This window comes from Streptomyces sp. NPDC101776, assembly GCF_044766845.1.
In the GTDB taxonomy this organism is placed as follows: Bacteria; Actinomycetota; Actinomycetes; order Streptomycetales; family Streptomycetaceae; genus Streptomyces.
This window is the reverse complement of the sequence record NZ_JBIWMV010000002.1, coordinates 1,139,706-1,158,997: the sequence shown is the minus strand read 5'-3', so window position 1 is coordinate 1,158,997 and position 19,292 is coordinate 1,139,706. Positions and strand designations below refer to the sequence as shown.

The 19,292-nt window shown below is 70.1% G+C and carries 15 protein-coding genes; 6 read left to right on the top strand and 9 right to left on the bottom strand.

Translation table 11 applies throughout. The features are described 5' to 3' along the window. The first annotated feature begins 9 nt into the window (after positions 1-9). Genes ACIRRY_RS10975 through ACIRRY_RS10965 form a run of 3 tightly spaced genes read left to right on the top strand, consistent with a single transcriptional unit; the run spans position 10 to position 2,677 of the window. Positions 10-861: a CoA transferase subunit A gene (locus ACIRRY_RS10975; RefSeq protein ID WP_403970564.1), complete on the top strand. Its 852-nt coding sequence runs from the start codon at positions 10-12 to the stop codon at positions 859-861. Continuing rightward, positions 858-1,625, top strand: a complete 768-nt coding sequence (locus ACIRRY_RS10970) for a CoA-transferase subunit beta (protein WP_403970560.1) — start codon at positions 858-860, stop codon at positions 1,623-1,625. Before ACIRRY_RS10975 ends, ACIRRY_RS10970 begins: the two co-directional genes overlap by 4 nt. Then, positions 1,625-2,677: an NAD(P)H-dependent flavin oxidoreductase gene (locus ACIRRY_RS10965; protein ID WP_403970556.1), complete on the top strand. Its 1,053-nt coding sequence runs from the start codon at positions 1,625-1,627 to the stop codon at positions 2,675-2,677. Before ACIRRY_RS10970 ends, ACIRRY_RS10965 begins: the two co-directional genes overlap by 1 nt. A gap of 16 nt (positions 2,678-2,693) precedes the next feature. On the opposite strand, the gene ACIRRY_RS10960 is transcribed toward ACIRRY_RS10965, so the two are convergent. From ACIRRY_RS10960 to ACIRRY_RS10950, 3 genes are all read right to left on the bottom strand, one after another. Next, positions 2,694-3,851, bottom strand: a complete 1,158-nt coding sequence (locus ACIRRY_RS10960) for an acetyl-CoA C-acetyltransferase (RefSeq protein ID WP_403970553.1) — start codon at positions 3,849-3,851, stop codon at positions 2,694-2,696. Between the two features lie 26 nt (positions 3,852-3,877). Beyond that, complete coding sequence (locus ACIRRY_RS10955; RefSeq protein ID WP_403970550.1) at positions 3,878-4,489, bottom strand: TetR/AcrR family transcriptional regulator; 612 nt, start codon at positions 4,487-4,489, stop codon at positions 3,878-3,880. Positions 4,490-4,552: 63 nt separating this feature from the next. Further along, a complete protein-coding gene (locus ACIRRY_RS10950; protein ID WP_403970547.1) occupies positions 4,553-5,341 on the bottom strand; it encodes an SDR family oxidoreductase in 789 nt (262 codons plus the stop codon). Positions 5,342-5,403: 62 nt separating this feature from the next. On the opposite strand from ACIRRY_RS10950, the gene ACIRRY_RS10945 reads away from it, so the two are divergent. Continuing rightward, complete coding sequence (locus ACIRRY_RS10945; protein WP_403970544.1) at positions 5,404-6,543, top strand: acyl-CoA dehydrogenase family protein; 1,140 nt, start codon at positions 5,404-5,406, stop codon at positions 6,541-6,543. Next, positions 6,543-7,820: an acyl-CoA dehydrogenase family protein gene (locus ACIRRY_RS10940; RefSeq protein WP_403970541.1), complete on the top strand. Its 1,278-nt coding sequence runs from the start codon at positions 6,543-6,545 to the stop codon at positions 7,818-7,820. The genes ACIRRY_RS10945 and ACIRRY_RS10940 overlap by 1 nt, the downstream gene beginning before the upstream one ends. On the opposite strand, the gene ACIRRY_RS10935 is transcribed toward ACIRRY_RS10940, so the two are convergent. Genes ACIRRY_RS10935 through ACIRRY_RS10925 form a run of 3 tightly spaced genes read right to left on the bottom strand, consistent with a single transcriptional unit; the run spans position 7,795 to position 10,857 of the window. Then, the gene (locus tag ACIRRY_RS10935; protein ID WP_403970538.1) at positions 7,795-9,516 is read right to left on the bottom strand and encodes a cytochrome bc complex cytochrome b subunit; all 1,722 of its coding nucleotides are present in this window, start codon (positions 9,514-9,516) and stop codon (positions 7,795-7,797) included. The genes ACIRRY_RS10940 and ACIRRY_RS10935 overlap by 26 nt on opposite strands. Before the next feature lie 52 nt (positions 9,517-9,568). Further along, entirely contained in the window at positions 9,569-10,141 is a 573-nt protein-coding gene (locus ACIRRY_RS10930; RefSeq protein WP_403970536.1) for a HutD family protein, read from the bottom strand. Further along, complete coding sequence (locus ACIRRY_RS10925; RefSeq protein ID WP_403970533.1) at positions 10,138-10,857, bottom strand: vWA domain-containing protein; 720 nt, start codon at positions 10,855-10,857, stop codon at positions 10,138-10,140. The genes ACIRRY_RS10930 and ACIRRY_RS10925 overlap by 4 nt, the downstream gene beginning before the upstream one ends. Positions 10,858-10,973: 116 nt before the next feature. Here ACIRRY_RS10925 and ACIRRY_RS10920 point away from each other — a divergent pair, with 116 nt between their 5' ends. Then, complete coding sequence (locus ACIRRY_RS10920) at positions 10,974-11,810, top strand: chitosanase (RefSeq protein ID WP_403970531.1); 837 nt, start codon at positions 10,974-10,976, stop codon at positions 11,808-11,810. A 172-nt stretch (positions 11,811-11,982) separates the two neighbouring features. Here the strand turns inward: ACIRRY_RS10920 and ACIRRY_RS10915 are convergent, their stop codons facing one another. From ACIRRY_RS10915 to ACIRRY_RS10905, 3 genes are all read right to left on the bottom strand, one after another. Beyond that, on the bottom strand, positions 11,983-13,446 hold the full coding sequence (locus ACIRRY_RS10915) for a glutamate synthase subunit beta (RefSeq protein WP_403970528.1): 1,464 nt from the start codon (positions 13,444-13,446) through the stop codon (positions 11,983-11,985). Further along, complete coding sequence (gene gltB / locus ACIRRY_RS10910) at positions 13,439-18,043, bottom strand: glutamate synthase large subunit (RefSeq protein ID WP_403970525.1); 4,605 nt, start codon at positions 18,041-18,043, stop codon at positions 13,439-13,441. The genes ACIRRY_RS10915 and gltB overlap by 8 nt, the downstream gene beginning before the upstream one ends. A gap of 365 nt (positions 18,044-18,408) precedes the next feature. Continuing rightward, a complete protein-coding gene (locus ACIRRY_RS10905) occupies positions 18,409-19,140 on the bottom strand; it encodes a VIT1/CCC1 transporter family protein (protein WP_403970522.1) in 732 nt (243 codons plus the stop codon). Positions 19,141-19,292: the final 152 nt, after the last annotated feature.

The following is a 19,292-nucleotide window of genomic DNA, read 5'->3' as shown; positions in this document are numbered from 1 at the left end:
GGGGCGTAGATGACCGACAAGACGATGACCGCCGACGAGGTCGTGTCCCGGCTGCACAGCGGCATGACCCTCGGCATCGGCGGCTGGGGCTCGCGGCGCAAGCCGATGTCGCTGGTCAGGGCGTTGTTACGGAGCGACATCGACGATCTCACCCTGGTGTCGTACGGCGGCCCGGACGTCGGGATGCTGGTGGCGGCCGGCCGGGTCCGCAAGCTGGTGGCGCCCTTCGTCACCCTCGATTCCATCCCGCTGGAACCGCATTACAGGGCGGCGCGCGAGCGCGGGGCGTTCGAGCTGACGGAGGTCGACGAGGGCATGTTCATGTGGGGGCTGCACGCCGCCGCGAACCGGCTGCCGTTCCTGCCGGTGCGCGCGGGGATCGGTTCGGACGTCATGCGGGTCAACCCCGGTCTGCGGACGGTCACTTCGCCGTACGAGGACGGGGAGACGTTCGTCGCGATGCCCGCACTGCGGCTGGACGCGGCCCTGGTGCACGTCAACCGCGCCGACCGGCTGGGCAACGGACAGTATCTGGGCCCCGACCCGTACTTCGACGACCTGTTCTGCGAGGCGGCGGACGCGGCCTATGTCTCCTGCGAACGGATCGTGGACACGGCCGAGTTGACGAAGGAGGCCCCGCCGCAGTCCCTGCTCGTGAAGCGGTTGCACGTGACCGGGGTCGTCGAGGCGCCCGGCGGCGCCCACTTCACGTCGTGCGCTCCCGACCACGGCAGGGACGAGGACTTCCAGCGGCTGTACGCGACGACACCGTGGGCGGAGTTCTCCGAGCGCTTCCTGGCCGGTGACGAGGCGGACTACCGGTCGGCGGTGCGCAACTGGCAGGAAGGGGAGCAGGGATGACGGACATACGGCGGACAGAGACGGACGTACGGCTGACGGAGGTGTCGCGCTCCGAGTACTGCGTGATCGCCTGTGCCGAGGCGTGGCGCGGCGCCGGTGAGATCCTGGCCAGCCCAATGGGTCCGATCCCGTCCGTGGGGGCTCGGCTGGCCCGGCTCACCTTCGCGCCCGACCTGCTGCTGACCGACGGCGAGGCGATGATCGTCCGCCCGGACGGGACGCCGGAGGGCTGGTTGCCGTACCGGCAGCATCTGGCGCTGGTGTCCGGGGGGCGGCGGCACGTGATGATGGGCGCGAGCCAGATCGACCGGTACGGCAACCAGAACATCTCGTGCGTCGGAGACTGGGCGCGGCCGAAGCGGCAGTTGCTCGGGGTGCGCGGGGCGCCGATCAACACACTGAACAATCCGACGAGTTACTGGATACCCCGGCACTCGCGGCGGGTGTTCGTGGAGAAGGTCGACATGGTGTGCGGGGTGGGGTACGACCGGGTCGCCGAGCACCCGGGGACGGCTCGCTTCCACCGTATCCCCCGGGTCGTGTCCGACCTCGGTGTGTTCGACTTCGCGACCCCGGACCGCTCGATGCGGCTGGCCTCGCTGCATCCGGGGGTCACGGTGGAGCGGGTCAGGGAGGCGACCGGCTTCGAGCTGGCGATCCCGGACGAGGTGGAGTCGACGCGTGAACCCACCCCGGAGGAGCTGCGGTTGATCCGTGAGGTCATCGACCCCGGGGACCTCCGTCGCAGGGAGGTGGCCACCTGATGGAGACCGCGCTGACCCGGCTGGTCGGGGTGCGGCATCCGATCGTGCAGACGGGCATGGGGTGGGTGGCGGGACCGCGTCTGGTGTCGGCCACGGCGAACGCGGGCGCGCTGGGCATCCTGGCCTCGGCGACCATGTCGTCCGACCGGCTGCGGGAGGCGATCCGTGAGGTCAAGTCCCGTACGCGGGAGCCGTTCGGGGTGAATCTGCGGGCAGACGCGGCCGACGCCGGCGACCGGGTGCGGATCATGATCGAGGAGGGTGTGCGGGTGGCGTCCTTCGCGCTCGCGCCGTCCGCCGAGCTGATCGCCGAGTTGAAGGAGGCGGGGGTGGTCGTGATCCCGTCGATCGGGGCGCGACGGCACGCGGAGAAGGTCGCGGCGTGGGGTGCGGACGCGGTGATCGTGCAGGGCGGTGAGGGCGGCGGGCACACCGGGGAGGTGGCGACGACGGTGTTGTTGCCGCAGGTAGTGGACGCGGTGGACATACCGGTCGTGGCGGCGGGCGGCTTCTTCGACGGGCGGGGGCTGGTCGCCGCGCTGGCCTACGGTGCGGCGGGCGTCGCCATGGGCACCCGTTTCCTCCTCACCTCGGACTCGACGGTCCCGGACGCGGTGAAGGCGGCCTATCTGGCGGCGACGGTCAAGGACGTCACGGTCACGAGGGCGGTCGACGGCCTCCCCCACCGGATGCTCCGTACGGAACTGGTCGACGCCCTGGAGAACTCCGGCCGTACGAGAACCCTGTTCCAGGCGGTGCGCCGGGCGGCGGGCTTCCGCCGCCTGTCCGGCCTGACCTGGCAGCGCATGATCCGCGACGGCCTCACCATGAAGCACGGCAAGGACCTGACCTGGAGCCAGGTCCTGCTGGCCGCGAACACGCCGATGTTGCTGAAGGCGTCGATGGTGGACGGCCGCACGGACCTCGGCGTGATGGCGTCCGGGCAGGTCGCCGGGGTGATCGAGGATCTGCCGTCGTGTGCGGAGCTGGTGCGACGGGTGATGAAGGAGGCCGACGAGGTGCTGTGGACGCTGGTCCGATCCGACTCCTGAAGAACGCGAGCCGGTCTCAGAGCCGTTCGATGATCGTCACATTGGCCTGGCCGCCGCCCTCGCACATGGTCTGGAGGCCGAACCGGCCGCCGGTGCGCTCCAGTTCGTGGAGGAGGGTGGTCATGAGTTTGACGCCGGTCGCGCCGAGGGGGTGGCCCAGCGCGATCGCGCCGCCGTTGACGTTGACCCTGTCGGGGTCCGCGCCGGTCTCCTTCAGCCAGGCGAGGACGACGGGGGCGAAGGCCTCGTTGATCTCGACGAGGTCGATGGCGTCGATGGTCAGGCCGGTCTTCTTCAGGGCGTGGGCGGTGGCCGGGATGGGCGCCGAGAGCATGCGGATCGGGTCCTCGCCGCGGACGGAGAGGTGGTGGACGCGGGCGCGGGGCGTCAACCCGTGTTCGCGTACGGCCCGTTCGGAGGCGAGCAGCATCGCCGCCGCGCCGTCGGAGACCTGGGAGGAGCAGGCGGCGGTGATGGTGCCGCCGTCGACGACCGGTTTCAGGCCGGCCATCTTCTCCAGTGACGTGTCCCGGCGCGGGCCCTCGTCGACCGCGACCGCGCCGTAGGCCACCGTCTCCCGCTCGAAGCGGCCCTCGTCGATGGCGCGCAGGGCCCGCCGGTGCGAGCGGAGGGCGAACTCCTCCTGGTCCTGCCTGCTGATTCCCCACTTGGCGGCGATCATCTCGGCGCCGGCGAACTGGTTCACGGGCTGCGTCCCGTACCGTGCGCGCCAGCCCTCGCTGCCCGCGAAGGGGCCGTCCGTGAGGCCGAGCGGTTCGGCGGCCTGCCGGGAGGCGAACGCGATGGGGATGAGCGACATGTTCTGGACGCCGCCCGCGACGACCAGGTCCTGGGTTCCGGAGAGCACGCCCTGGGCCGCGAAGTGCACGGCCTGCTGCGAGGACCCGCACTGCCGGTCCACCGTCACGCCCGGCACCTCCTCGGGCAGCCCGGCCGCCAGCCAGGCGGTCCGCGCGATGTCCCCGGCCTGCGGCCCCACCGTGTCCAGGCATCCGAAGACGACGTCCTCGACGGCGGCGGGATCGATCCCCGCGCGCACCACCAGCGCCTTCAGCACATGCGCCCCGAGGTCGGCGGGATGCACCCCGCTGAGCCCTCCCCTGCGCCGCCCGACGGGCGTCCGTACCGCTTCGACGATATAGGCCTCGGCCATGTCAACTCCCCATACAGACCAGTGAGTTATGTGCGTACGGCGATCCCGTCCAGGACCATCGACAGGTACTGCCGGGCGATCTCCTCCGCGCTGTGCTGTCCGCCGGGCCGGTACCAGGAAGCGGCGACCCACACCGTGTCCCGGACGAACCGGTAGGTGAGCCGGACGTCGAGGTCGGCGCGGAAGACCTTGGCGGCGACCCCGCGCTCCAGCGTGGACAGCCACGCCTTCTCGAACTTGCGCTGCGACTCGGCGAGGAACGCGAACCGCTCCTGCGCGACCAGTTGCCTGCTCTCCTTCTGGTAGATCGCGACGGCCGCGCGGTGCCGGTCGATCTCCCGGAACGACTCCGTGACCAGGGCCTCCAGCGTCTCGCGCGGTCCCGACTCGGCGTCCAGGACGGTGTCGTAGCCGCTCCACAGCTCGTCGAGGAAGGTCCGCAGGATCTCCTCCAGCATCGATTCCTTGGAGTCGAAGTGGTAGTAGAGGCTGCCCGCGAGCATGCCCGCGTGGTCGGCGATCTTCCGTACGGTGGTGGCGTTGTACCCCTGCTCGGCGAAGACCTCGGCCGCCGTGTCGAGGAGTTCGCGACGGCGGGCCGGAGCGGCGGTCACCGGGGGTTTCTTCTTGGTCGGCACGGGACCATTGTCGTGCCCCGGCCCCGGCTCCCCGTGCGGCCCCTCGCGCGACCTCCCGCTCGGCTACGCATGCTGGCTGCTGACGGAGACGACCTCGCCGGTCATGTACGAGGAGTAGTCCGAGGCCAGGAACACGATCACGTTGGCCACCTCCCAGGGCTCCGCGTACCGCCCGAAGGCCTCGCGCGCGGTGAGGTCCGCCAGCAGTTCGGGGGTCGTCACCTTCACCAGGTGCGGGTGCATGGCGAGGCTCGGCGAGACCGCGTTGACCCGCACCCCGTACGCGGCGGCCTCGATCGCCGCGCACCGGGTCAGCGCCATCACGCCCGCCTTGGCCGCCGCGTAGTGCGCCTGCCCGGCCTGGGCGCGCCAGCCGACGACAGAGGCGTTGTTGACGATCACGCCGCCGCCGGTCCCGCGCATCGCGCGCAGGGCGGCCCGGGTGCAGCGGAAGGTGCCGTTCAACGTCACGTCCAGCACCTTCGACCACTGGGTGTCGGTCATGTCGACGAGGTCCGAAGTGCCGCCCAGGCCCGCGTTGTTGACGACGACGTCCAGTCGCCCGTGCGCGGCGACCGCCGCGTCGAACAGGGCCTGCACCTGCGCCTCGTCGGTGACATCGCACGGCAGCGCACCCACCGACTCCGCGCCGAACTCTCCGGCCAGCTCGGCCTCGTACTCCTTCAGCCGCCGCGCGTGCGCGTCGCTGATGAACACGCGCGCGCCCTCCTGGAGGAAGCGGCGCGCGGTGGCCCCGCCGATGCCCGCGCCGGCGGCGGCGGTGACGACGGCGGTGCGTCCCTTCAACAGCCCGTGCCCGGGGACGTATGCCGGACTCTCGACGCCTGTCATACGCTCACGCTAACCTACCAAACACTTGTTAGGGAAGGATTCCCGGGGAGGAACCGCCGTCGATGGACCTCGACTTCACGCCCGGCCAGGAGGCATTCCGCGCCGAGGCCCGTGCCTGGCTGCGCGCGCATGTGCCGGCCTCCCCGCTCCCCTCCCTGGAGACCGAGGAGGGCTTCGCCGCGCACCGCGCCTGGGAGGCCCAACTGGCCGCGGACCGTTGGTCGGTGGTGTCCTGGCCCGAGGAGTACGGCGGCCGGGGCGTGGACCTCGTACGGTGGCTGATCTTCGAGGAGGAGTACTACGCGGCGGGCGCGCCGGGCCGGGTCGGCCAGAACGGCATCAACCTGCTCGCCCCGACCCTCTTCGACCACGGCACACGGGAGCAACGCGCGCGCGTGCTGCCGGAGATGGCGACCGGTGAAGTGGTGTGGGCGCAGGCGTGGTCGGAGCCGGAGGCGGGTTCGGACCTGGCCTCGCTCACCTCGCGGGCGGTGCGCACGGGCGGCGGTTGGCTGCTGAGCGGACAGAAGACGTGGTCGTCGCGCGCGGCCTTCGCGGACCGCGCGTTCGGCCTGTTCCGCAGCGAGCCGGACACACCGAAGCCCCAACAGGGTCTGACCTACCTGATGTTCGACCTCCGCGCACCCGGTGTCACGGTCCGCCCGATCGGCCGCCTCGACGGCAGGCCCGCCTTCGCGGAACTCTTCCTGGACGAGGTCTTCGTCCCCGACGCGGACGTGATCGGCGAGCCGGGCCAGGGCTGGCGGGTCGCCATGTCGACCGCCGGCAACGAACGCGGGCTCACCCTCCGCTCCCCCGGCCGCTTCCTCGCCACCGCCGACCGTCTGCTCGACCTCTGGCGGAAGCAGGGCGGTTCGGGGGCCATGAGAGACCGGGTGGCCGATGCCGTGATCGGTGCCCGCGCCTACCAGCTCTTCACCTACGCCAACGCCTCCCGCTTCCTCGACGGCGAGTCCATCGGCCCGGAGTCCAGCCTGAACAAGGTCTTCTGGTCCGAGTACGACATCGCCCTGCACGAGACGGCCCTCGAACTACTGCGCTCCGACGGCGAGTTGGCGGACACGGACTGGGCCGAGGGCTATGTCTTCTCCCTCGCGGGACCCATCTACGCCGGTACGAACGAGATCCAGCGCGACATCATCGCCGAGCGCCTGCTCGGCCTGCCGAAGGGACGCCGCTGATGCGCTTCCTCCTCGATGCCGAACAGCGGGCGTTCGCCGACTCGTTGAACGCGATGCTGACGGCCGCGGACACTCCGTCGGTCGTACGGTCCTGGAGCCGCGGCGAGCATGCGCGGGGGCTCGCGTTGTGGCGCCGGGTCGCGGAGGCAGGGGTGTTCACGCTGGCGGTGCCCGAGGCGTACGAGGGGCTGGGGCTCCGGCCGGTCGAACTCGCCGTGGCGTTCGTGGAGTTGGGGCGGCACGCGGTTCCGGGACCGCTGGTGGAGACGGTCGCGGCGGCGGCCCTGCTGACCGCCCTGGACGACTCCGCCCCGGCCAAGCGACTGCTGCCCGCGCTGGCCTCCGGCGAGTCGACGGCAACGCTGGCGACCGGGCGGTACGCGCTGGACGCGGACATCGCGGACGTACGGCTGACGGCGCGGGCGGCGGGGGTGGCGGGGGGTTCGGTGCGGCGGGCCGTGGCGGAGACGGCCGTAGCGCCTGTGGCTGCTTACCGATCCGCTTGTGGAGAAGGCACGTTGACGCCCGGAGGGAGCACGGCGGCATCCGGGGGAAGCGCGTCGGCGTCCGAGGCAAGCGGCTGGGCGTCCGAGGCGGGCAGGTCGGCGGCGGAGTCGCGCCTCACCCGCCTGCCCGATGGCACATCCCCGGCGGCGGAGCCCCGGCTCACCCCCCTGCCCGGTGACGCACCCCCCGCAGCCGAGTTGCGGCTCGGACCCCCACCCGGCCACGCACCCTCGGCGGCCGAGCCCCACGCGTCCCTCGACCCCGCCCGTCGCCTCTTCCCCGCTCCCACCGGCGGTGAACTCCTCGCCGTCGGACCGCATGTGACCGTCGCCGTCGCCCAGGCCCTCATCTGGGCCCGGCTCGCCACCGCCGCCCAGGCGCTCGGGGTCGGGCTCGCGTTGCTCGACAGGACGGTGGCCTACGTCAAGCAGCGCACCCAATTCGGGGTGCCCATCGGCTCGTTCCAGGCCGTCAAGCATCAACTGGCCGATGCGAAGATCGCGTTGGAGTTCGCAAGGCCCCTGCTCTACGGCGCCGCTCTCACCATGACGGAGTCCGACGTGGCCGCCGCGAAGGTCACGGCGTGCGAGGCGGCGTACCGGACGGCCCGGACCGCACTGCAACTGCACGGGGCGATCGGCTACACCGCCGAGTACGACCTGTCGCTGTGGCTGACCAAAGCCCGTGCCCTGCGCGGCGCTTGGGGCGACCCGGGTGAGTGCCGGGCCGCCGTGCTCGACGGGATCAGTGGTGGTGGTCGCCGCTCGTGAGTTCCTTGTACTCCTCCGCCGTCGGCTTGGGGATGCGCGCCTCGGTCCCGAACATCGCCTTGGCGAGCCGCGCCCGCACCCGCTGCCCACCCTTGACCTGCCGCTCGACACCGTTCGCGTCGACGAGCGGACCGATCGCGTACGGCGGCTCCTGCTCGTGCTGGGTGAGCCTGAACCGCTCGTCGGGCGCGAGGGGTACGTGGACCTCGACGTACTCGCCGTGCGGCAGCATCTTGATGAGGCCGGACTCGCGGCCGTGCAACACCTTGTCCCGGTCCCGGCGTTGGAGCCCGAGGCAGACGCGTTTGGTGACCAGGAACGCGAGGACCGGCAGGACGAAGAAGGAGATCCGCACGAACCAGGTGATCGCGTTGATGGAGAGATGCAGATGCGTGGCCACCACGTCGTTGCCGCCGCCGATCAGCAGCACTCCGTACAGGCTGAGCCAGGCCACCCCGAGTCCGGTGCGCACGGGCATGTTGCGCGGCCGGTCCAGGATGTGGTGTTCGCGTTTGTCGCCGGTGATCCAGGCCTCGATGAACGGGTAGACACCGAGGGCGACCAGGATCAGCGGGAAGAGCGTGAAGGGGATGAAGACGCCCAACTCCAGTGTGTGGCCCCAGGCGTTGATCTCCCATCCCGGCATCACCCGGACCAGTCCCTCGGAGAAGCCGAGATACCAGTCGGGCTGGGCGCCGGTCGTCACCAGGTCGGGCCGGTACGGTCCGAAGGCCCACACGGGGTTGATGCTGGCGATGCCGCCCATGATCGCGAGGACGCCGAAGACGAGGAAGAAGAAACCGCCCGCCTTGGCGGTGTAGACGGGCAGCAGGGGGCTGCCGACCACGCTCTTCTCGTCGCGTCCGGCGCCGGGGTACTGCGTGTGCTTGTGGTAGAAGACCAGGATCAGGTGCGCGACCACCAGGCCCAGCATGATGCCCGGCAGCAGCAGGACATGGATCGGGAAGAGCCGCGAGATGATGTCGTGCCCCGGGAACTCCCCGCCGAACAGGAACATCGACATGTAGGTGCCGACGATCGGCACGGACAGCATCGCGCCGTCCGCGAAGCGGATGCCGGTGCCGGACAGCAGGTCGTCGGGGAGCGAGTAGCCGGTCAGTCCGGTGAGGATGCCGAGGAACAACAGGGTCCAACCGAACACCCAGTTCATCTCGCGCGGCTTGCGGAACGCGCCGGTGAAGAACACCCGCATCATGTGGATGAGCATGCCCGCGATGAAGACGACGGCCGCCCAGTGGTGGATCTGCCGGATCAGCAGCCCGCCGCGCACGTCGAAGCTGATGTCGAGCGTGGACTCGAAGGCCCTGGTCATCGGGATGCCGTTCAACGGCGTGTACGACCCGTGGTAGATGACCTCGACGCCGCTCGGTTCGAAGAACAGGGTGAGATAGATGCCGGTGAGGATCAGGACGAGGAAGCTGTAGAGGCAGATCTCGCCCAGCATGAAGGACCAGTGGTCCGGGAAGACCTTGCGCATGTTGGACTTGGCGATCGCGTAGAGCCCGAGCCGCCCGTCCGCCCAGTCGGCGAGCTTCTCGCCCTTGCCGGGCTCGGCGCGCCGACCGCCGTCCGCGGACCCGCTCGCCGATCCGTTCACCGAACGGCCGCCGTTCACCGATCCGTTCACCGGCCGTGCGGGGTCCGCCGCTCCGTTCACCGATCGTGCGCCGTCCATGCGTGGGCCGCCCTCCCCGTCGGTTCACCGACAGGGTGCCACGGTGGACCGGTTAAGCCAACGGTGCGTCAGAAGACCGTACCGGCCCGCCGATTCCGATCACCGCGGTTCGGCCGTGCGCGTGCAGCAGTGCCTCCGCACCGCCCAACCGGACGGCGTCGTACGGCTGGAGGGTCACTCCGGCCACCTCGGCGGTTCCGTCCAGCGCCACCACCAGGGCATCGGCACCCACCCGCAGCCGCCCGCGCACGACGGCCACCGTGGGGGTCGTGGCGCCGGCTGCCCTGCGCCACATCACGTTGAGGTTGACGACGGGGCCGTCCAGCAGCCGGCATTCGGTCGGCACGTCGCCTCTGAAGTCCCGTGGAACGTAACGGGTGTTGACGAGGTGCCGGGCGCCGCCGACGGTGAGGTCCATGCCCGTGCCCTCGACGAGGGTGAGGGTCCGGTCGATGTCGGGAAAGGCCGAGAACGGCCCGTCCGCCGCGACCTCGGCAAGGCTCACCCGCCACGCGAAGTCGTCCATGCCCGCGCCCTCGGGCCAGGCGGCGATCTCCCGCGTGACGCCGCCGCCGTTCTTCCAGGGCACGGGAGTCCGGGCCGAGGCGGGCAGGGCGCGGGTCACTGGACGATCCCCTGTTCCCTGGCCGCCACGAGCCACTGCGGGAACTCGCCCATCATCCGGTCGTACAGATCGTCGTCGGACATCCTCCGGGGGTTCGAACCGGCCGGGAAGAAACCGGCGTTGTCGATCACCCGCTTCTGCGGCACCGCCAACTCGTCCAGCCTGCGCAGGAAATCGAATTGCTTGCTCCGCGCGTTGCCGAATCCGATGAACTGCCAGAACAGCGGAAGCCGCGCCGCCTTGCACAAGTACCGTTCCGCGGCGGCCTTGTTGCTCGGTCCGCCATCGGTCTGGAAGACGACGAAGGCCGGATCCTTCGCGCCGCTGTCGAGGTAGTGGTCGATCACGGCGTCCATGGCCACGTGATAGCTGGTCTGCCCCATGTGCCCGAGCCCGGAGACGATCCGTTCGATCCGCTCCTGATGACTGTCGAGGGCGATGTCCGTGACCGCGTCGACCTCGGTCGAGAAGAAGACGACCGGCACGGTCCCGTCGTCGTCGAGGTGCGCGGACAGGCCCAACACCCGGTCGGCGAGGGCCTGCACGCTGCCGTCCTTGTAGTACGGCTTCATGGAGCCCGAGTGGTCGACCACCAGATAGACGGCCGCCCGCTGCCCGTCCAGGCCGTGCTTGCGGAGCGAGACCCCGGCGCTCTTGTACAGGCTGACCAGCGCGGGCGCGGTCTCCTCGACCTTGCTGAGCGAGATCGCGGCCACAGGGGGCTCCCTTCGGATCACGGCGAAAGGACCGAGATTACGCCACGGAGGTCCGGCGAGCACAATGTCCCCCCAACCCTCGGAATAACGGACGTAACCGCCCCTACGCTGGCCCCATGAAACGCGCCGGCGTCCTGATGCTCGCCGCCGTACCCGTCGCCATCGCCGCGACGGCCTACGGCTTCTCACCCACCACCCACACCGCCGCGCGGTCCGCGCAGCCGTCCGCCGCGACGCAGCGGAGAGCATCCGAGGGTCTGGCCGCGCCGGCCATGAAGAACCTCGCGCAGAAGCTTGTCGCCAGCGCCGAGAACTCGACGCTCAACTGGCGCAGCGCGTACGGATATGTGCAGGACATCGGCGACGGCCAGGGTTACACGGCGGGCATCATCGGCTTCTGCACCGGCACCCACGACCTGCTCGTCCTGGTCGAGCGCTACACCGCCGCCCACCCCGACAACGGCCTCGCCCGCTACCTCCCCGCCCTGCGCAGGGTCGACGGCACGGACTCCCACCAGGGCCTGGACCCCGGCTTCCCGGCCGCCTGGCGGGCCGAGGCGAAGGTCCCGGCCTTCCAGTCGGCGCAGGACGCGGAGCGCGACCGCATCTACTTCGACCCGGCGGTCAGCACCGCCAAGCGCGACGGCCTGGGCCCGCTGGGGCAGTTCATCTACTACGACGCGATGGTCTTCCACGGCCCGGGCACGGACGGTTTCTACGGCATCAGGAAGCGCGCGACGCAGCGCGCCGAGCCCCCTGCCCAAGGCGGCTCCGAGGAGGCCTACTTGAACGCCTTCCTGGATGTCCGGCGCGCCACGATGCGGGCCGAGCATCCCGGGATCGACACCTCCCGCATCGACACGGCCCAGCGGAAGTTCCTGGCGGAGGGGAACCTGAGCCTGCGGACGCCGTTGGTGTGGAAGGTGTACGGGGAGACGTACAAGGTGCCCTGAGAGTCCGGGACTTGAGCCAGGACATGCGGCGGCGCCTGCCCAGGTCCGGTCGGGGACAGGGCAGGCGCCGTCGAGGGGATCCGGGGTGCTCCCCGGATGACCCGCCCGTACGCCGTTGTACGGGACGCTTTGTGATGAACCGTCAGACCGTGAACCGTCAGGTCGTGAAGCGTCAGACCATCAACGCACGGTCCGTCGGCCGGATCGGCGCCGGGAGTTCGCTGGCTCCCGTGAGGAAGCGGTCGACGCCGCGGGCGGCCGAGCGGCCCTCCGCGATCGCCCAGACGATGAGGGACTGGCCGCGGCCCGCGTCACCGGCGACGAAGACGCCGGGGACGTTGGTCTGGAAGTCGGCGTCGCGGGCGATGTTGCCGCGCTCGTCGAGTCCCAGGGCGAACTGCTCGACCAGGCCGTTCTCGCGGTCCGGGCCGGTGAACCCCATGGCCAGCGTGACCAGTTGGGCCGGGATCCGGCGCTCGGTGCCCGGCTTCTGGGTCAGCTTGCCCTCGACGAACTCGACCTCGACGAGGTGCAGCCACTGGACGTTGCCGTCCTCGTCGCCCTCGAAGTGGGTGGTGTTGACGGAGTAGACCCGCTCACCGCCCTCCTCGTGCGCGGAGGTCACCTTGTAGAGCATCGGGAAGGTCGGCCAGGGCTGCGCGACCGCGTTCCGCTCGTCGCCCGGGCGGGGCATGATCTCCAACTGCGTGACGGAGGCGGCCCCTTGGCGGTGTGCCGTACCGACACAGTCCGCGCCGGTGTCGCCGCCGCCGATGACGACGACGTGCTTGCCCTCGGCCGAGATCGGGGCGGTGACGTAGTCGCCTTCCTGGACCTTGTTCGAGAGGGGCAGGTACTCCATCGCCTGGTAGACGCCGGTCAACTCCCGTCCGGGGACGGGGAGATCACGGGCGGTGGTGGAGCCGGCGGCGATGACGACCGCGTCGTAGCGCTTGCGCAGGTCGGTGGCCTTGAGGTCGCGGCCGATCTCGATGCCGGTGCGGAAGCGGGTGCCCTCCGCGCGCATCTGCTCGATACGGCGGTTGATGTGCCGCTTCTCCATCTTGAACTCGGGGATGCCGTAGCGCAGGAGGCCGCCGATGCGGTCCGCGCGCTCGTACACCGCGACCGTGTGGCCGGCCCGGGTCAGCTGCTGGGCGGCGGCGAGGCCCGCCGGGCCCGAGCCGATGACCGCGACGGTCTTGCCGGAGAGGCGCTCCGGGGCCTGCGGGGCGACGTCGCCCGTCTCCCAGGCCTTGTCGATGATGGAGACCTCGACGTTCTTGATGGTGACCGGCGGCTGGTTGATGCCCAGCACGCACGCCGACTCGCAAGGAGCCGGGCACAACCGCCCGGTGAACTCGGGGAAGTTGTTGGTGGCGTGCAGGCGCTCGGAGGCGGCCGTCCAGTCCTCGCGGTAGGCGTAGTCGTTCCACTCGGGGATCAGGTTCCCCAGCGGACAGCCGTTGTGGCAGAACGGGATGCCGCAGTCCATGCACCGGCCGGCCTGCTTGCCGATGATCGGCAGCAGCGAACCGGGGACGTAGACCTCGTTCCAGTCCTTCAACCGGACGTCCACGGGACGGGACTTGGCGACCTCGCGCCCGTGGTTCAGAAAGCCCTTCGGGTCAGCCATTGATCGCCGCCTCCATCATCTTCTCGGTGATCTCGGTCTCGGAGAGACCCGCTCGCTCGGCGGCGTCCTTGGCGGCGAGCACTGCCTTGTAGGCACTGGGGATGATCTTGCTGAAGCGGTCCACGGAGACGGGCCACTCGGCGAGCAGCTTCTCGGCGACCGTCGAAGCGGTCTCCTCGGCGTGCCGGCGCACCACGTCGTGCAGCCACTGCTTGTCGGTGTCGTCCAACTCGCTTACGGCGCCCGCGTTTCCGACATTCACGTTGTCGGGGTTCAGGTCGATGACGTAGGCGATGCCGCCGGACATGCCCGCCGCGAAGTTGCGGCCGGTCTCGCCGAGCACGACCGCCCGGCCGCCGGTCATGTACTCGCAGCCGTGGTCGCCGACACCCTCGGAGACCACCGTGGCACCGGAGTTGCGGACACAGAAGCGCTCGCCCGTACGACCGCGCAGGAACAGTTCGCCGCCGGTCGCGCCGTAGGCGATGGTGTTGCCCGCGATGGTGGAGAACTCGGCGAGGTGGTCGGCGCCCCGGTCGGGGCGGACGATGACCCGGCCGCCCGAAAGGCCCTTGCCGACATAGTCGTTGGCGTCGCCCTCCAGGCGCAGCGTGACACCGCGCGGGAGGAAGGCGCCGAAGGACTGGCCCGCGCTGCCCGTGAAGGTGATGTCGATGGTGTCGTCGGGCAGGCCCGCACCGCCGAACTTCTTCGTCACCTCGTGGCCGAGCATCGTGCCGACCGTGCGGTTGATGTTGCGGATCGCGACCTGGGCGCGGACCGGCTGGGCGTCGGTGGCGCTGGACGCGGCCAGGGCGTCGGCGGCGAGCTTGATCAGCTCGTTGTCGAGCGCCTTCTGGAGGCCGTGGTCCTGCTGGATGACCTGGTGGAGGGCGGCGCCCTCGGGGAGTTCGGGGACGTAGAAGAGGGGGGCCAGGTCGAGGCCCTGCGCCTTCCAGTGGTCGACCGCGCGCTCGACGTCCAGCGTGCCGGCCTTGCCGACGGCTTCCTCGATGGTGCGGAAGCCCAGTTCGGCGAGGATCTCGCGGACCTCTTCGGCGATGAACCGGAAGAAGTTCACGATGTACTCGGCCTTGCCGGCGAACCGGTCGCGCAGCACCGGGTTCTGCGTGGCGATGCCGACCGGGCAGGTGTCGAGGTGGCAGACGCGCATCATGACGCAGCCGGAGACGACGAGCGGCGCGGTCGCGAAACCGAACTCCTCGGCGCCGAGCAGCGCGGCGATGACGACGTCACGGCCGGTCTTGAGCTGGCCGTCCGTCTGGACCACGATCCGGTCGCGAAGTCCGTTGAGCAGCAAGGTCTGTTGGGTCTCGGCGAGGCCCAACTCCCAAGGTCCACCGGCGTGCTTGAGCGAGGTGAGCGGCGAGGCGCCCGTACCGCCGTCGTGGCCGGAGATCAGGACGACGTCCGCGTGCGCCTTCGAGACACCGGCGGCGACCGTGCCGACGCCGACCTCCGAGACCAGCTTCACGTGGATCCGCGCCTGCGGGTTCGCGTTCTTCAGGTCGTGGATGAGCTGGGCGAGGTCCTCGATGGAGTAGATGTCGTGGTGCGGCGGCGGGGAGATGAGGCCGACACCGGGGGTCGAGTGACGCGTCTTCGCGACCCACGGGTAGACCTTGTGGCCGGGCAACTGACCGCCCTCACCCGGCTTCGCTCCCTGGGCCATCTTGATCTGGATGTCGTCCGCGTTGACCAGGTACTCGGAGGTGACGCCGAAGCGGCCGGAGGCGACCTGCTTGATGGCGCTGCGCCGGGCCGGGTCGTAGAGCCGGTCCGCGTCCTCGCCGCCCTCGCCGGTGTTGGACTTGCCGCCCAACTGGTTCATGGCGATGGCGAGCGTCTCGTGCGCCTCCAGGGAGATGGAGCCGTACGACATGGCGCCGGTGGAGAAGCGCTTGACGATCTCGGAGACGGACTCGACCTCGTCGATGGAGATCGACGGGCGGTCCGACTTGAAGCCGAAGAGTCCGCGCAGCGTCATCAGCCGCTCGGACTGCTCGTTCACGCGGTCCGTGTACTTCTTGAAGATGTCGTAGCGGTTGCTGCGCGTCGAGTGCTGGAGGCGGAAGACCGTCTCCGGGTCGAACAGGTGCGGCTCACCCTCACGGCGCCACTGGTACTCGCCGCCTATGTCGAGGGCGCGGTGCGCGGGCGCGATGCCGCTGGCCGGGTACGCCTTCGCGTGCCGGGCGGCGACCTCCTTGGCGATGACGTCGATGCCGACGCCGCCGATCTTGGTGGCCGTACCGCTGAAGTAGCTGTTGACGAACCGCTCGTCGAGGCCGACCGCTTCGAAGACCTGGGCGCCCCGGTAGGAGGCGACCGTGGAGATGCCCATCTTGGACATGACCTTGAGGACGCCCTTGCCGAGCGCGTAGATCAGGTTGCGGATGGCCTGCTCGGCCTCGATGTCGGTGAGGAACGTACCCGCGCGGACGAGGTCCTCGACGGACTCCATCGCCAGGTACGGGTTGACGGCGGCGGCGCCGAAGCCGATGAGCAGGGCGACGTGGTGGACCTCGCGGACGTCACCGGCCTCCACCAGCAGGCCCACCTGGGTGCGCTGCTTGGTGCGGATGAGGTGGTGGTGGACGGCGGCGGTGAGCAGCAGCGAGGGGATCGGCGCGTGCTCGGCGTCGGAGTGCCGGTCCGAGAGGACGATCAGCCGGGCGCCGTTCTCGATCGCGGCGTCGGCCTCGGTGCAGATCTCGGCGAGGCGGGCGGCGAGGGTGTCGCCGCCGCCGGAGACGCGGTAGAGGCCGGAGAGGGTCGCGGCCTTCATGCCGGGCATGTCGCCGTCGGCGTTGATGTGGATGAGCTTGGCCAGCTCGTCGTTGTCGATCACCGGGAAGGGCAGGGTGACGCTACGACAGGACGCGGCCGTCGGCTCCAGCAGGTTGCTCGCCGGGCCCAGCGACGAGCGCAGGGAGGTCACGAGCTCTTCCCTGATCGCGTCCAGCGGCGGGTTGGTGACCTGCGCGAACAGCTGGGTGAAGTAGTCGAAGAGCAGGCGCGGGCGGGCGGACAGCGCGGCGATCGGCGAGTCGGTGCCCATCGAACCGATCGGCTCGGCACCGGCCTTGGCCATCGGCGCGAGGATGACGCGCAGCTCCTCCTCGGTGTAGCCGAAGGTCTGCTGGCGGCGGGTGACCGAGGCGTGCGTGTGCACGATGTGCTCGCGCTCGGGCAGGTCGGACAGCTCGATCTCGCCGGCCTCCAGCCATTCCGCGTACGGCTTCTCGGCGGCGAGGCCGGCCTTGATCTCGTCGTCCTCGATGATGCGGTGCTCGGCGGTGTCCACGAGGAACATGCGGCCGGGCTGGAGGCGGCCCTTGCGGACGACCTTCGCGGGGTCGATGTCGAGGACGCCGACCTCGGAGCCGAGGACGACGAGGCCGTCGTCGGTGACCCAGTAGCGGCCGGGGCGCAGGCCGTTGCGGTCGAGGACCGCGCCGACCTGGGTGCCGTCGGTGAAGGTGACGCAGGCCGGGCCGTCCCAGGGCTCCATCATCGTGGCGTGGAACTGGTAGAAGGCGCGGCGGGCCGTGTCCTTGATGTTCATGGATTCGTGGTTCTCCCACGCCTCCGGGATCATCATCAGCACGGAGTGCGGGAGCGAACGCCCGCCCAGGTGGAGGAGTTCGAGCACCTCGTCGAAGGACGCGGAGTCGGACGCCTCGGGCGTACAGATGGGGAAGATCCGGTCGATCTTCTCCTGGTCGCCGAACAGGTCCGAGGCGATCTGGGACTCGCGGGCCGCCATCCAGTTGCGGTTGCCCTTGACCGTGTTGATCTCGCCGTTGTGCGCGACGAAGCGGTACGGGTGGGCGAGCGGCCACGACGGGAACGTGTTGGTGGAGAACCGGGAGTGCACGAGCGAGATCGCGGAGGCGAAGCGCCGGTCGGACAGGTCCGGGAAGAAGGGCTCCAGCTGGCCGGTGGTCAGCATGCCCTTGTAGACGATGGTCCGGGCGGAGAGCGACGGGAAGTAGACACCGGCCTCACGCTCGGCGCGCTTGCGCAGCGCGAAGGCCTTGCGGTCGAGGTCGATGCCCCGCGTCTCGCCGTCGCTGACGAAGACCTGCCGGAAGAGCGGCATGGTGGAGCGGGCGGTGGCGCCGAGGAGTTCGGGCGCGGTCGGAACCTCACGCCAGCCGAGGACGGTGAGGCCCTCTTCGGCGGCGACCGTCTCGATCTGTGAGACGGCGGCGTCCGCGCCGTCCGGGGGCAGGAAGGCGATGCCGACCGCGTAGCCGCCGGCGGCGGGGAGGTCGAATCCGGCCACCTCACGGAAGAAGGCGTCCGGCACCTGGGACAGGATGCCCGCGCCGTCGCCCGAGTCGGGCTCGGCTCCGGTCGCACCGCGGTGCTCCAGGTTGCGCAGCACCGTGAGCGCCTGCTCGACCAGCGCGTGGCTCGCCTCGCCGGTGAGGGTGGCCACGAAGCCGACGCCACAGGCGTCGTGCTCGTTGCGGGGGTCGTACATACCCTGCGCGGCAGGGCGAGCATCCATGAAGGACCACTTCTGGCCATTCGTGGGCTGCTGGGACGGCTGGCGCGGCGTACGCATCGGCTCTCCCGTCGTCGTCGTGGCATATGCATGGGCATAGGGACGACGTTGGCCCTCTGCGGGTAAGCGCAAAATTTCGTGCAGGTTACATGATGGAACGGTTCTCGGGAACCGGATACTCCGTTCCAACATGCGGACGCCGCGGGGTGGCGGCGGTGCACCGCATCAGCGGTGGAGATGAAGGGGGTCAAAGCGGACAGATCGATGTCCGCCGGACCAGGGCAGAGGGAGCGTCGTCGCCCATCCCGCGGGTGCGCCACAGGCGTCGTTGCCCAGAGCGCTTACGGCTCATGCCCAGTGGTTAAGCGTTCGAAACCAGCGAGTAACGGCTACTTATGCAGACTGCTGCATAAGTGCGCGTCGAGCTATCCTACGACCGTTCCGAACAAGGTGCCCAGGGCGTACGTCACACCGGCCGCCGCACCGCCCAGCGTGAGCTGCCGCAGCCCGCTGAACCACCAGGTCCGCGCGGTCACCCTGGCCACCACCGCACCGCACCCGAACAGCCCGACCAGCGCGAGCAGCAGGGCGGGCCACAGCGCGGTCGCCCCGAGCAGGAACGGCAGTACGGGGAGGAGCGCGCCCAGCGCGAACGCGCCGAAGGACGACACGGCGGCGACGAGCGGCGAGGGCAGATCGCCGGGGTCGATCCCCAGCTCCTCCCGGGCGTGTATCTCCAGGGCCTGCTCGGGATCGCGCGAGAGCTGCCGGGCGACTTCACGGGCGAGCGCGGCCTCGACCCCACGGCTCTCGTACAGCGAGGCGAGCTCCCCTTCCTCGTCCTCCGGGTGCTTGCGCAACTCCCGGCGCTCGACGTCGAGTTCGGCCTCGACGAGTTCCCGCTGGGAGGCGACGGAGGTGTACTCGCCGGCCGCCATGGAGAAGGCGCCCGCGGCGAGCCCGGCCAGTCCGGTGATGACGACGGTCTGATGACTGACGGCGCCGCCGACGACACCGGTCATCAGGGCGAGGTTGGAGACGAGACCGTCCATCGCGCCGAACACGGCGGGGCGCAGCCAGCCGCCGCTCACATCACGGTGGGTGTGGTTGTCGCGGTGCGCTTCGTGGAGCGTGGCTTCGGTCTCGATGATGGCCATGCGGGTCCCCCAGAAGTCTTAGGTAAGGCTAAGTTTGGACAGATTCCATAACTCGACAACACCAAACCTACGTCCCTCATTCCGCCCCCGCCAGCAAGGAAAGGCTGGGCTAACCTGCACGTTTAACCTCGAACGCTCATCCGTGACGAAGG

Excerpts from the sequence above, each read along its gene's own strand:
- ACIRRY_RS10975 (WP_403970564.1), top strand. The coding sequence starts at position 10 with ATGACCGACAAGACGATGACCGCCGACGAGGTCGTGTCCCGGCTGCAC.
- ACIRRY_RS10970 (WP_403970560.1), top strand. The coding sequence starts at position 858 with ATGACGGACATACGGCGGACAGAGACGGACGTACGGCTGACGGAGGTG.
- ACIRRY_RS10965 (WP_403970556.1), top strand. The coding sequence starts at position 1,625 with ATGGAGACCGCGCTGACCCGGCTGGTCGGGGTGCGGCATCCGATCGTG.
- ACIRRY_RS10960 (WP_403970553.1), bottom strand. The coding sequence starts at position 3,851 with ATGGCCGAGGCCTATATCGTCGAAGCGGTACGGACGCCCGTCGGGCGG.
- ACIRRY_RS10950 (WP_403970547.1), bottom strand. The coding sequence starts at position 5,341 with ATGACAGGCGTCGAGAGTCCGGCATACGTCCCCGGGCACGGGCTGTTG.
- ACIRRY_RS10945 (WP_403970544.1), top strand. The coding sequence starts at position 5,404 with ATGGACCTCGACTTCACGCCCGGCCAGGAGGCATTCCGCGCCGAGGCC.
- ACIRRY_RS10940 (WP_403970541.1), top strand. The coding sequence starts at position 6,543 with ATGCGCTTCCTCCTCGATGCCGAACAGCGGGCGTTCGCCGACTCGTTG.
- ACIRRY_RS10935 (WP_403970538.1), bottom strand. The coding sequence starts at position 9,516 with ATGGACGGCGCACGATCGGTGAACGGAGCGGCGGACCCCGCACGGCCG.
- ACIRRY_RS10920 (WP_403970531.1), top strand. The coding sequence starts at position 10,974 with ATGAAACGCGCCGGCGTCCTGATGCTCGCCGCCGTACCCGTCGCCATC.
- ACIRRY_RS10915 (WP_403970528.1), bottom strand. The coding sequence starts at position 13,446 with ATGGCTGACCCGAAGGGCTTTCTGAACCACGGGCGCGAGGTCGCCAAG.
- gltB (WP_403970525.1), bottom strand. The coding sequence starts at position 18,043 with ATGCGTACGCCGCGCCAGCCGTCCCAGCAGCCCACGAATGGCCAGAAG.
- ACIRRY_RS10905 (WP_403970522.1), bottom strand. The coding sequence starts at position 19,140 with ATGGCCATCATCGAGACCGAAGCCACGCTCCACGAAGCGCACCGCGAC.